This window comes from Methanosarcina thermophila TM-1 (assembly GCF_000969885.1).
Lineage (GTDB): Archaea > Halobacteriota > Methanosarcinia > Methanosarcinales > Methanosarcinaceae > Methanosarcina > Methanosarcina thermophila.
Genome location: NZ_CP009501.1, coordinates 573,003 through 584,939, shown reverse-complemented (window position 1 = coordinate 584,939; position 11,937 = coordinate 573,003). Strand labels below are relative to the sequence as shown.

Here is an 11,937-nt window from a genome sequence, read left to right as displayed (position 1 = left end):
AAATAATTTAACTTTATTTAGAGCATGACCGCATAACGGATTTTTATGGTAAAAACCCCTGATCTTTTTCTCAAAGCGCGAGGGTTGCCCAGCCAGGCCAAAGGCGCCAGACTTAAGATCTGGTATCGAAGGATTTCGTGGGTTCGAATCCCACCCCTCGCATTAAATTTGTAAGTGACAGGTAGCTTGAATTTATTGTACACATTTGTATGGTAACACTTATACACTTACCATAAAACCGATTTTCTGGAAGTTACTCCCGTAAAAAAGTCTCGTTTTACTACCTGTACTTAATAGAAATGTCGATTTTTTTGTACTCACCTTAAAGAGCATACAGCCCAGATCTTATATAAGCCTCTTTAACGATTATTTTCTAGATTATGTAAGATAATATCCAAATTATGTAATATTAAATAACAAAAAAACTAACAAAATTATTAAATATTAGTTAGTAGTATAGTTTAGTGTCTCTACCAAACAGGCACGGAAGTTAGTCGCCTCCTAAATCATCATAAGCACCTGAAATTTCAGGAAATTAGTCGCCTCCTAAATCACATAAGCACCTGAAATTTCATAACCCCTGCCTGAACCTGCAAAGAAAAACAGACAGGGGTCAGGGTGCAACACAACCGCTGTCCTGAAACCATGCGCCGGTTTATCATCAAGCGTTGCGCCGCTTGACCACGCCTCCACGCCGGTTTTTGATCAAATTTTTCAAAAGGTTTTCGCTCAAGCCTTTTTTGAAAAGGCTTGCGGTTCAGATTACCCAGACCGCTCTGAACCCAAGACTGTTTAGCCTTTTATCCTGAGCCGCAAAAAGCCTTTCAGCTGACCGGCAGCATCCTGCATTTCCGTTCCAGCCTCCGCCTCTTCTTACCCGTACTGGTATGGATATGCTCGGGAAAAGATTTTCCCAGGCTCTTCCGTCTGCAGGGGCGCCTTTATAGCTGATGTGATACTCGTCCTGCACCCATTCCCATACATTCCCATAGATGTCGTAAAGTCCCCAGGGATTTGGCTTTTTCAAGCCCACTGGATGGGTTTCAAACCCTGAGTTTTCCAGAAACCAGGCGTACTCCCTAAGTTTTGATTCATCGTTTCCAAAAAAATAAGCGGTTTCAGTTCCAGCCCTGGATGCATATTCCCATTCGGCTTCGGTTGGGAGGCGAAAAATCCGGTTATTTTCCCGGGCATTTTCAAGAGCATTGAGTTTACTGAAGAAAACCTGAACCTCATTCCAGGAAACGTTTTCAACTGGATGCTTTTCACCCCTGAAATACGAAGGATTGTCTCCCATTACCACCTGCCACTGCTCCTGCGTCACCGGATATTTGCTCAGGTAGAAAGGTTTTTTAATTGTTACTCTATGCACAGGACTTTCCCAAAGTTTTCTACGTTTTTCGTGCATTGGAGAACCCATATCAAATTCTCCGGCAGGAATCAGGACAAACTCCATTCCTATGGAATTGCTTGTTAAGCCGCTGGATGGATTTTTTATTGAATTATCAACTGAGTTATTCATTGAACTACCAATCTATATATTGTTGAGTCATTCAACCAGAAGATTAACCGGGTCAGGGTTTTGGGCAAATAGAAAACATAATTAAGGGTGGAATTAATTAAGAGTGGATTTAAGAACTAATTTCAATTTTATTTAATATAATTTATGACATTAGGTTTTCTTGGGGATGCTTTAGGCGACTCGGTATTTTTATAGCCCAGGGCAACAGAGGCATATGGTTTATAACCCTCCGGAATACCTAATTTTTTTAAATATTCTTTAGCCTTCGAGTTATTAAAAGCCACAAGCACAAAGCCAATCCAGCATGAACCTAGACCTATGGATTCTGCAGCAAGTAACATGTTCTGCGTTGCAGCGGCACAGTCAGATTCAATTGCTATAGCTCCTTCTTTACCAGAAACAAGGATTACGGTTGGAGCCCCATAAAAAATATTAAAGCCTTCGTTATTTGCTAGCTCCTTGAGGGGCTCATATTGTTTCGCTATCTCCTTTGCTTCACAGATCATCCAGGCGAGCAGTTTCCTGTTCTGTGTTACCGTAAAATGCCAGCTTGGTCATTCGCACTTGGTGCATAGATCCCGGCATTCAGAACAAGCTGTAATTCCTCGTCTTTGATTTGCTCATTCTTAAAACTGCGTATGCTTCTCCGGTTCCTAATAGTGTTAAAGTTTCATTGGTCAGCATAATGTCTTCCTCCTAGCACAATAGTTGAGATCTGTTACATAATGTACTGAACCACCGTACCACTCTTCTCAATTCCTGAACTGCGTAACAACGGCTCAGATCCTCAGAAATCTCAAAATCTCAACGAATAAACCTGTTGAAAGAATATTAATACAGGTTCTAAAATTTTGCCTTCTTTTTCCTTTGCACCATCTGCCTTCAGATTAATATAACAGACAGATTAAACCCTGAATACAATATAAAATACAATAAACAATATAAAAAATAGAACCAAACGATATGAATAAATATTTATTAAAAATGACTGCTCAGATAAAAAAGTTTTTAAAATATCAGTATAGAGGCAGGGATGAGAAATAATAAGTGAGTATAAATGAGACAGTGCCTGCTTAACTTGATTCTTTTTTCGGGCAGAAGAAAAGACCTTCTACTGCTCCTGAAAGAGGAACCAAGAGATGTCGATACTGTAAAAGAACTGCTTGGAGTAGATTCCGGATGTATTCAGCCTCATATTAAAAAGCTGAAAGAATCCGGTCTCATAATTGAGAAAAATAAAATTTTCAGATTATCCGAGATTGGGGAAGCAATAGTAGAGAATATGCTGCCTCTTCTCAAGACGGTTGAGCTCTTTGGAGATAACAATGAGTACTGGATGAGTCATGATTTAAGCTCGATTCCATGGTCTCTGCTGGAAAGAATTGAAGAGCTTGGGCACTGCAAATTGCTGGAGCCTGATACTTTGCATATGGCTGAAACCCCAGGAACACTTCTAGATAACTTAATGAGTTCAAAGGAAGTCCTGACCTTTACATCCTATTTTCACCCTCAAGCTCCTATAATTTACTCCGAGTTAGCGGAAAAGGGAGTTGAGATTACACTCTGCATGACAGTGAATGTTGCAGAGCGCCTGTTCTTCAATTATCGGAAAGAAGCCGAGAAACTCTGCAGAGCCAGAAACTCAAAACTTTTCATATCACGAAAGCCTGCAATAGTTCCGTCGCTGATTGTAACGGACAGATTCCTTGCACTCAAACTTTATGAAATGGACAGAAAATTGAGGGATCAGATAATCCTGTGTTCTGGAGAAAAAGCCCCATGCTGGGGAAAAGAACTTTTTGGCTACTGTATGGAAGCAGCCGAACCCCTGGATGAAAATGAATTTCTGCAGCCTTAAATCTATACACTTATCGCTATGCGCTGCCTCTAGACTTGTTATTAGAAACATTGTTTCAAAACGGTTTTAATATAGAGTATCTATTATAAAAATAGTTACAGTTTTTCCATGTTTTTTGAGAAATTAGGTTATGCTTGTTTAATACGCCCGGTTTATCAGGCACAGATGCAGTTTATTAAACATTAATGATGATTAAACATTAATGATGACTAATGTCTGGGGGTATAATATGGAGGAAATATGCCGTAACTGTGGTGGGAGCGGCAGAGAAAGGTGCTTGAACTGCGATGGTGCAGGTGGGGTGTGGAAGGAAATTGAAGGCGAAATGGAATGGGAAGAATGTTTATTCTGCTTTGGAGTTGGAGTCAATAGCTGTATTAACTGTGATGGAACAGGCAGAGTCTGATTGGATTAGAATATATAAGAAAATATAAACGTAGAAAGACTATTCAATAGCTGATAACTGAATTTTTAGTTTTTCTCTTTAATTCTGAAGGCAGGTTTTGAATAATTAACAATAAAGGCTTTACACGAAAGATCAACCCGGCAATTTAGAAAAATGTTTCTTTTTGGATATCTTAGTTCCTTCATAATAGGAGTTTGCGAATAAAAATAAAACCAAAAAACATTTTTTTATTGCCATGAAAATCCTATTAATTACGGAAAATATTATAATATTATATAATTTATTGGATAATTAAAATAATTTTTAAATAAATGTTAAAAATCGATTTTATAATTATGAAAGACTATTTTATATGATTAGATTCATATATTGTTCAAAAACACTGGGGAATACCTTATGGTTCACGATGATTATATGTTAATTCTGGGATCAAACGTGTACGCAGATCCTGTGTATAACCTGGTATACAAGCCTGATATGGATTCTGAAGAAAGTGTACCCTTATTTACTCTGGAGAACTGTGACGGCAGTCTGCTTCTGACAACTGAGATCCGGGATGCGAATTCCGAAATCATAGCTAAGATTGATAAAAATAAGTTTATCCAGATTAACGAAAATTTTGATGCGGAAGGAGAGATCGAGAAAGGAAACGGGCTTGTGTTGAAAAAGAAGGACGATGGTACTGTTATTTTCAATGCTAAAATTACAGAAGATCAGTATGTAGAAGTTACCGGTACATTTTATGTCAGAGGTAAGAAAATCTATATAAGTGACCGTACCGTGGAAATAAATGATGTGCCTAAGAAAACCGTAAATGGGATAGATATGCATGATACTATTTTCGTCGGAACCTGCGATATTACGATAACCGATGACGGATTGAAGGTTTAAAAGCGGGCAGTCAATTCTTCAGTTAACCAATTTTTAATCACTTCCTGACAGCCGATAAAAGGTAAGCTTTCCTGCTGCCCGGACCAAAAAGCGAATCAAAAGTTGCATCTTTTATATAAATTATATTAAAAAATGGTGTGAAAGTTTGCTCGATTTCAGCTTTTGAAACTCTCCTGGGACCGTATCCAGGCGGCTCCTTATCTGAAAAACAGAGCATGAAATATTTGCCGCCTGTCCTGAGCACCCTGTGTATCTGTCGCGCAAAAATCGGCCTCTCCTCATCCGTCATCACATGAAACAGACCAGAATCAATAACTGTGTCGAATTCTCCTTCCGCGAAAAGCCGATCCATCCGCAGCACATCCCCTACGATAAAGTTCACCTTAACATGGCGCTCTATAGCCTTTGCGTTTGCATCAGCAATTGCACTTTCAGCGATGTCTATACCCGTTACATCAAAGCCATTTTTTGCAAGCATTATGGAGTTTTCACCCCTGCCGCATCCGACATCAAGAACCCTGCCAGGCTTAAGCTCTCCACTTTGAATAAGAGCCTGAAAGGCAGGTTGGGGATAGTCGATATCCCATGGCGGTTTTCCCTTATATGCTTCATTCCAATACAAGTAAATCCCTCAAAGCTTATTTAATATTCAAGACAAATATTGTTAGCGATAGCTGTAAAAGAAAGGACTGGTTTTTGGAGATGCAGAGATTGTCTGAAGAGATTAAAAAGCAAATTGAAGACCTTATTTCTGAATCCAATTCCCTTCTTGAGGGTTTGCGTAAGCTTTTCTATTCAGTGCCCATTCAGTATGACCCTTTTTTGGATATCGGACCCTTCAGTGTATCAGACCTGCCAAAAATGTGGGATTACGACATTGACACTAACTCCTATGAAGGAGAACCAGTTCCTCTTCATTATCGATGGTTCAAGTTGACAAATGACCAGTTTCTTGAACAGGAAGAATTATTTAAGAGATACATAAACTGGGCTTCCTCTGCCAGAAACCTGATTGAGAAATTTTCACCTGAAAAACTGGCTGCTTTTGATGAGAAATCCGAAATAATCAGGAGATGGATCGAGATGAGCGAACGCTTACCATCGGATGACAATGCCGAGATATTTTTCAGGTTTAAAAAAGATTTCATAAGCCAGCAAAATCTTGTTTCCGCTTTACTGGAGCAGGTCGAATAACTAATTAACTTTTCCAAGCAAGGTTTGAAAGAGAGCACATTGAAGGGCTTATGGTTAATTAAATTCCTTTTTTAACTGCAGTTATAATCAGTCAAACTTTTTAACTGTAATGGCTCTCTAACTAAATTGAGAACTCACTGGTTAATTCTAAACTTTTACACATTTTTAGCAATTCAAATCCATGTAGATATACTGATTTTAAGTACGCTGAATAGTTACTTGAAGATTTAAATAAAATTATAGCAATAAAAATTTATAGTCATTGAAGATGAAGAGTGAATCCAGCAAGCCGCTGTATCGTCTTCATACTATAACGGCGAGAATGCATACGACATTCATCGTCAGGCTATAATTATAGAGGGAAAATAGAAAGGAAAAGGGGGAGCATGGAAGGTATGGAAAGGTATGTAGATGGGTTTTTACTTCCTATCGCTAAAGACAAAGTAAACGAATACAGAGAGATGGCTCAAAAAAGCGGCGAGATTTGGAGAGAGCTTGGGGCTCTCGAGTATTACGAATGTGTTGGCGATGACCTGGATGTTGAGGATATGGTTTCTTTCAAGAAGGCAGCCAATGCCTCTGAAGATGAGACTGTAATTTTTTCATGGGTCGTTTTTGAATCTAAGGAACATAGAGACCGGGTGAACGAGGCACTCATGAGCGACCCAAGGATTAAGGAAATGATGGAATCAGGCGTAGAACCACCATTTGATTATAGGCGCATGGCGTATGGTGGCTTCAAAACCTTAGTTAGACTTTAACCTGGTATCTTGATGCAGCCGGTCGTAATCATAGGCTTAGCAGGCTCTTGAGGGATGGAAGAGTATACAAAAAGAGGGCAGTTCTTCGCGCTCTGACGGCGGCTCGAATACTCCAGGGCTTGATACATGTAGTCTGGGTAAAAGTAAGAGCGTGATAGCATGCTCTCAGCCGTCTCAAATAAACTGTCAGTTAATTCTTGAAAGCTTATACAAAACCTTTTGAGAAAAGGTTTTATCGAAAATGGCGTGAAAGAGGCAGGTCGATATATGACAAATAATAAGGAAACCAAAATTTTAGCCGAACCTGGCAAACAGGAAATTGTTATTACACGTGAGTTTGACGCGCCGCGCGAGCTTGTGTTCAAAGCATTCACTGATCCAGAACTCTACGTACAGTGGCTTGGGCCCCGAGGCTTTACAATGAAGCTCGAGGTTTTTGAACCTAAAAACGGAGGCAAGTGGCGGTATATCCATAAAGATCAAGAGGGTAATGAATATGCATTCCACGGAGTGTATCATGAAGTTACAGCTCCCGAGAGAATTATAAGCACATTTGAATTTGAAGGGCTTCAGGAAAAAGGGCATGTAGTGCTCGAAACTGCGAGATTTGAAGCGCTGCCAGGTAACAGAACCAGGCTGACGTCTCAGGTTGTTTTCCAGTCGGTTGAGGACCGTGACGGTGAACTCCAGTCTGACATGGAAAAGGGCGTCAACGAATCATATGAACGCCTGGATGAACTTTTAGAGAAACTGGTTAAAGAGTCGAAATGAAAAATAGTTGACTAAAATGCCTGTGTACCTTAACTTCAAAAATCGAAATGAGTAAGGTAATTAATAGTTTTAATTAATATTTGTAAAGTATTAACAGGACACAGGAATCTGGACAAAAAGACCGAAAAAATAAAAATTTTCTGCAGAATAAAGTGCAGTCCATGCAATTTTAAACAGATGAAAAAAATTAAATATGATCCCAGGATTATATAAGTTCATGGAAACGCAGTTTAGAAACGATTTGATTTCAGCAATTTGCTGGCTTGCTCTATGGATTATTGTAAGGACTTATGTAAATGCCTGTGCACCTTAAATTTCAAAATTTAGGAAAAGAGTTTTTGATTATTGAGGATATATGAAAGAGTTTTTTTGATTGAGCCATCAGATTTGCTGGAACCGCGGGATAATGGATAACAAATGATTAAGAGATACAACAAACATATGAAAATACAATAAAGAAATTACAGGCATAACATACAATTTTTTATATTTAAAATCCGATTTACCCTCAATGGCAGCCTTCTGGTCTAGGTCCAGAACTCTTGGTACAAAACCGAAGGGCTTCTCCTGGCGCATAGATAATCGAGGAAACCTTTTCATAAAAAGGAAGTTCAGAAACAGTCATTTTCCAAGAATCGATAAGATTAGCTGCCGCCATCTTGACAGGCTCTGCGAGTTCATGCAGGACAGGGAATGGAAGGCTCTTGCGAATAACGCTGCAAAACTGTACACAGGAACAGAGAAGGACGGCATTGGGAAATTCCTTTACAAACTTCATCCTGAGGTGTCTTATGCGCAGCTCTCAAGCCATTTAGGAGCTATTTTTTACCAGGCTGGAGTCTGGGAATGGAATAAAGAGAAAAGGGGAATGGAGTTTCTGCTGCTCTCGGAGAACTGGAAGGAGAAAACAATTGAGTATTACAGGGATTCACTAAATTTTGGAAGTGAAACTGCTTTTTTTGATAACTTTATGGAGTTTAAGGAAGAAGATAAAACGAATAAAAGACAGAAGCAGCAAAGTCAGAAAGGGCAAATTGAGACTTTTAGGGGGATCGATAAGGTTCGGGAAATAGAGCAGATGAAGCTTTCGGCTTTTTTCCGGGATTAAACAAAATTAGACCTGCATATTTTTGAATATTTGTAGATAAAAACAAAAAATAGAATGTCTGTATTTTCCTATATTTGAGTATATATATCAAAATGAAATCCAGATAGTTTCTATATCTGTCCTTATTTTTACAGGAATTATAAGAGCAGGCAGCCCCGTAAGTCCTAGATATGTCCTAATATACAGTACTTATATTCCTTAATATATATCCTTTATCTCTTTTATACTATTTTTGCATATTATTCTGATGTTTATACAATTTTATCGAGAAATGAATGGAGGGTAAAGGTATGGATTCAACAAAATATATTATCCTGCACAGCAGTGAGATATTGCCACCTGCACGGGGAGATATGGGAAGAGCACACCGAACAGAACTGCTCCCTTTGGAAGCAGCCCAACCAATCGTCAAGTTAGAGGAAGCCGAGCTTACAAAGCGGGAGGTCAATGATCTACGCAGAGATCCCAGAACACTTGCCATTGCCAAACCGATGCCACTGAAACTGATTGAGCCGGTTGACAGCTCCAGTGCTGCAACAGCTACAAAATGCTGGGGAATCGACGCAGTACGCGCATCGGAATCACCATATGATGGAACTGGTATCACTGTAGCTGTGCTGGATACCGGAATCGATCCAAATCACCCAGCATTTAAAGGTATGAAGCTGGTTCAGAAAAACTTCACTGAGGAAGCCGATAATGATATTCACGGTCATGGCACGCATTGTGCAGGAACTATTTTTGGCCAGGACGTCAATGATATCCGCATCGGTATCGCCAGAAATATTAAATGTGCCCTAATTGGGAAGGTGCTGGGCGAAGAAGGGGGTTCCACAGACACGCTCGCCAGGGCAATCATGTGGGCAGTCAATGAAGGCGCAAATGTCATTTCCATGTCCCTAGGAATTGATTTTCCGGGCTATGTAGATTGGCTAGTTCGTAAACACAGGATGGATGTTAGACCAGCAACATCCCTGGCGCTGGAAGAGTATCGTGCAAACGTCAACCTGTTCACCGAGTTATCGCGCGTTGTGGCAGCACAGGGGGAATTTGGGCAATCTGCAATCATCGTTGCTGCCAGCGGTAACGAAAGTGAGCGACCTAAATACGAAATTTCGGTCTCACCTCCTGCTGCCGCCACAGGCGTCGTTGCCGTTGGCGCACTGGGTGAATCCAATAGGGGCTATACTGTTGCCAGATTTTCAAATAATCAGGTGAACATTGCCGCCCCAGGTGTTAACGTCATCTCTGCCAACGCAGGCACGGATGGTCTTGTCAGCAAGAGTGGAACCAGCATGGCGACACCTCACGCTGCGGGTATTGCTGCCCTGTGGGCACAGCGTCAGTTGGAATTGACCGGGAAGATAAATAACGTGAGCCTGATGGCGCAACTTATTGCTAGCGGCACTTTTGACTCTTTAGCTCCAGGCAGCGAAGAGGATGATGTGGGTACAGGCATCATTCAGGCACCATTGAGGTAATAGGTCTGTTTAATTGGAAGTGAGCAAAACATCTCAAGATCCGGAGAAGAATTTTAGAACGTTGCCTACAAAATAAGAATATAAAAATAATCAGGGAAGTATATTATCTGCCAGCTATGTATACCTATCCCTGACATTTATATTTTACAGCCCTTAAAGGTCAAAAAATAATTATACATTTTGCAGCCCAGAGAAGTATTATATTCTGGGCAATATAGGGGTTATAATGGACTGTGCAATAGCCAAGAAAGTAAGCCTTCCAGTCTACACTTCTCTTTTATTGTTATAATCCTCTTTCCTTAATGTCACAATTTTACTTTTTACAGTCATAACTCTACATTTCTGCTACTACAATCTCCATTATCTTACTTGTAACCCTATTTTCTGAATAGTTATAATGATATATTTTTTAATAAAAAATATGAAGTATGCGGTTATACATTAAATAGAAAGAAGTCTGCAATATGCAGGAAGTTATCACATAATGCATAAAATATAGCTGAAGGGGAGGGATTACTTTGATATTCGAACGAGTTAAATCCGAAGGTCTGGCTCATCTTTCTTATTTCATTGGTTCAAAAGATGAAGCTATAGTTATCGACCCTCGCAGAGACTGTCAGGTCTATATCGATCTTGCCAGAAGAGAAGGTATGAATATAAAATATATTTTTGAGACCCACAGAAATGAGGATTATGTAATCGGTTCCCTGGAACTGAAGAAGCTTACAGGTGCAGAGATTTATCACGGCAAGGGGGTCGATTTCAAATATGGAAACTATTTGAGTGAGGGTCAGGAATTTGACTTTGGCTCTTTGAGACTGACTGCTTTACATACGCCTGGACATACGGATGAGAGTATGTCCTATACTTTGACAGATCTTGAAACAGGAAATGAGCCGGTAATGGTCTTTACAGGAGACACCCTGTTCATAGGCGATGCAGGAAGAACCGACCTGTATGGACCCGAGGAGGCTCCAAGGCTGGCAGCAAACCTTTATGACAGCATTTTTAATAAGATCCTTCCCCTGGGAGACGAAGTAATACTGTGTCCTGCGCACGGCGCAGGCTCGATTTGTGGAGGCGCTATAGCCAAAAGGGACTACAGTACTCTCGGACTTGAACGCCTCCAGAATCCTCTTCTGCAAAAGACCGAGAAGGAAGAATTTATCAAATTCAAACTGGAAGAGAAGCTTGAATTTCCTCCTTACTTCAGGAAAATGGAGCAGTATAATCAGCAGGGTCCTCCTCTACTTAATGGCCTGAATCTTCCGAGGCAGCTTTCACCCGAAGAGTTCAGGGCTGAAATGGAAAAAGGGGCTGTGGTGGTAGATACTCGCATGCCTCATTCGTTTGGAGGGGCACATATAAAAGGCAGTTACAGCATCTGGCTGGGAGGAATACCTTCCCATGCTGGCTGGGTGCTCCCCTATGATAAGCCCATACTTCTCATTCTGGAAGAAAAAGAACAGCTTGAAACTGCGGTAAGATATCTGGTTCGCCTGGGCTATGACAATACTACAGGTTTCTTAAACGGGGGGGTTGCATCCTGGTATACGAGAGCTTTGCCAATAGACAAATTAGAATTTATATCGGTCCACGATCTGAAGCATAAACTGGAAAAGCACGAAGAGATGACACTTCTGGATGTGAGAAAGGAAAAAGAATGGAATGAAGGACATATTGAAGGAGCTCAACATATATATGTTGGTGAGCTTGAGAAAAATCTGGATAAAATTCCAAAGGAGCTCCCGACAATAATATATTGTGATAGTTCCCGGCGTTCCAGCATAGCAGCTTCAATTTTGAAAAAGCATGGTTATAATAACGTATATAATGTACTTGGCAGCATGACTGCGTGGGAAAATGCCGGATATGAAGTAGTAAAATAAGCTTAACTTCAGCTTAACTCATACACTCAGAAAACAAGTTTGGAAACCTTTATATT

13 protein-coding genes, 1 tRNA gene and 1 pseudogene are annotated in these 11,937 nt (G+C 40.2%); 10 read left to right on the top strand and 5 right to left on the bottom strand.

All coding sequences use genetic code 11. The annotated features are described in order from the left end of the window. Positions 1-77 precede the first annotated feature (77 nt). Positions 78-162: transfer RNA gene (locus MSTHT_RS02515), tRNA-Leu, on the top strand. Between the two features lie 384 nt (positions 163-546). Here the strand turns inward: MSTHT_RS02515 and MSTHT_RS14295 are convergent. The 4 genes and pseudogenes from MSTHT_RS14295 to MSTHT_RS15475 all read right to left on the bottom strand — a co-directional run bounded on the left by MSTHT_RS14295 (position 547) and on the right by MSTHT_RS15475 (position 2,180). Next, entirely contained in the window at positions 547-693 is a 147-nt protein-coding gene (locus MSTHT_RS14295; RefSeq protein WP_156149698.1) for a hypothetical protein, read from the bottom strand. A gap of 64 nt (positions 694-757) precedes the next feature. Next, positions 758-1,522, bottom strand: coding sequence for a formylglycine-generating enzyme family protein (locus MSTHT_RS02510; RefSeq protein WP_082086731.1), 765 nt, complete (start codon positions 1,520-1,522; stop codon positions 758-760). Between the two features lie 128 nt (positions 1,523-1,650). Next, positions 1,651-2,061, bottom strand: a pseudogene (locus MSTHT_RS02505) (nitroreductase family protein); the annotation flags it as partial. Continuing rightward, positions 2,055-2,180, bottom strand: coding sequence for a nitroreductase family protein (locus tag MSTHT_RS15475; protein ID WP_197071771.1), 126 nt, complete (start codon positions 2,178-2,180; stop codon positions 2,055-2,057). The pseudogene MSTHT_RS02505 and the gene MSTHT_RS15475, both read right to left, overlap by 7 nt. Before the next feature lie 399 nt (positions 2,181-2,579). Here MSTHT_RS15475 and MSTHT_RS02500 point away from each other — a divergent pair, with 399 nt between their 5' ends. From MSTHT_RS02500 to MSTHT_RS02495, 3 genes are all read left to right on the top strand, one after another. After that, positions 2,580-3,380, top strand: a complete 801-nt coding sequence (locus tag MSTHT_RS02500; RefSeq protein ID WP_048166425.1) for a helix-turn-helix transcriptional regulator — start codon at positions 2,580-2,582, stop codon at positions 3,378-3,380. 229 nt (positions 3,381-3,609) lie between these two features. Next, positions 3,610-3,786, top strand: a complete 177-nt coding sequence (locus MSTHT_RS14290) for a hypothetical protein (RefSeq protein ID WP_156149697.1) — start codon at positions 3,610-3,612, stop codon at positions 3,784-3,786. 396 nt (positions 3,787-4,182) lie between these two features. Next, positions 4,183-4,677 (top strand): hypothetical protein, encoded by a 495-nt coding sequence (locus tag MSTHT_RS02495; protein ID WP_048166424.1) that lies wholly within the window; start codon positions 4,183-4,185, stop codon positions 4,675-4,677. Positions 4,678-4,714: 37 nt separating this feature from the next. Here MSTHT_RS02495 and MSTHT_RS02490 read toward each other — a convergent pair whose 3' ends face one another. After that, the gene (locus MSTHT_RS02490) at positions 4,715-5,299 is read right to left on the bottom strand and encodes a class I SAM-dependent methyltransferase (RefSeq protein WP_048166423.1); all 585 of its coding nucleotides are present in this window, start codon (positions 5,297-5,299) and stop codon (positions 4,715-4,717) included. An 89-nt stretch (positions 5,300-5,388) separates the two neighbouring features. Here MSTHT_RS02490 and MSTHT_RS02485 point away from each other — a divergent pair, with 89 nt between their 5' ends. From MSTHT_RS02485 to MSTHT_RS02460, 6 genes are all read left to right on the top strand, one after another. Next, positions 5,389-5,871, top strand: coding sequence for a hypothetical protein (locus MSTHT_RS02485; protein WP_148704308.1), 483 nt, complete (start codon positions 5,389-5,391; stop codon positions 5,869-5,871). A 386-nt stretch (positions 5,872-6,257) separates the two neighbouring features. Then, complete coding sequence (locus MSTHT_RS02480; RefSeq protein ID WP_231588157.1) at positions 6,258-6,632, top strand: DUF1428 domain-containing protein; 375 nt, start codon at positions 6,258-6,260, stop codon at positions 6,630-6,632. 267 nt (positions 6,633-6,899) lie between these two features. Then, a complete protein-coding gene (locus MSTHT_RS02475; RefSeq protein WP_048166421.1) occupies positions 6,900-7,403 on the top strand; it encodes an SRPBCC family protein in 504 nt (167 codons plus the stop codon). Positions 7,404-7,914: 511 nt separating this feature from the next. Beyond that, a complete protein-coding gene (locus MSTHT_RS02470; RefSeq protein WP_048166420.1) occupies positions 7,915-8,511 on the top strand; it encodes a hypothetical protein in 597 nt (198 codons plus the stop codon). Positions 8,512-8,801: 290 nt separating this feature from the next. Further along, positions 8,802-9,992, top strand: coding sequence for a S8 family peptidase (locus MSTHT_RS02465; protein ID WP_048166419.1), 1,191 nt, complete (start codon positions 8,802-8,804; stop codon positions 9,990-9,992). 518 nt (positions 9,993-10,510) lie between these two features. After that, complete coding sequence (locus MSTHT_RS02460) at positions 10,511-11,881, top strand: MBL fold metallo-hydrolase (RefSeq protein ID WP_048166418.1); 1,371 nt, start codon at positions 10,511-10,513, stop codon at positions 11,879-11,881. The last annotated feature ends 56 nt before the right edge of the window (positions 11,882-11,937 follow it).

Bases quoted from the DNA above. Each gene is read 5' to 3' on its own strand.
- MSTHT_RS02510 (WP_082086731.1), bottom strand. From the start codon at position 1,522: ATGAATAACTCAGTTGATAATTCAATAAAAAATCCATCCAGCGGCTTA.
- MSTHT_RS02500 (WP_048166425.1), top strand. From the start codon at position 2,580: ATGAGACAGTGCCTGCTTAACTTGATTCTTTTTTCGGGCAGAAGAAAA.
- MSTHT_RS14290 (WP_156149697.1), top strand. From the start codon at position 3,610: ATGGAGGAAATATGCCGTAACTGTGGTGGGAGCGGCAGAGAAAGGTGC.
- MSTHT_RS02495 (WP_048166424.1), top strand. From the start codon at position 4,183: ATGGTTCACGATGATTATATGTTAATTCTGGGATCAAACGTGTACGCA.
- MSTHT_RS02480 (WP_231588157.1), top strand. From the start codon at position 6,258: ATGGAAGGTATGGAAAGGTATGTAGATGGGTTTTTACTTCCTATCGCT.
- MSTHT_RS02475 (WP_048166421.1), top strand. From the start codon at position 6,900: ATGACAAATAATAAGGAAACCAAAATTTTAGCCGAACCTGGCAAACAG.
- MSTHT_RS02470 (WP_048166420.1), top strand. From the start codon at position 7,915: ATGGCAGCCTTCTGGTCTAGGTCCAGAACTCTTGGTACAAAACCGAAG.
- MSTHT_RS02465 (WP_048166419.1), top strand. From the start codon at position 8,802: ATGGATTCAACAAAATATATTATCCTGCACAGCAGTGAGATATTGCCA.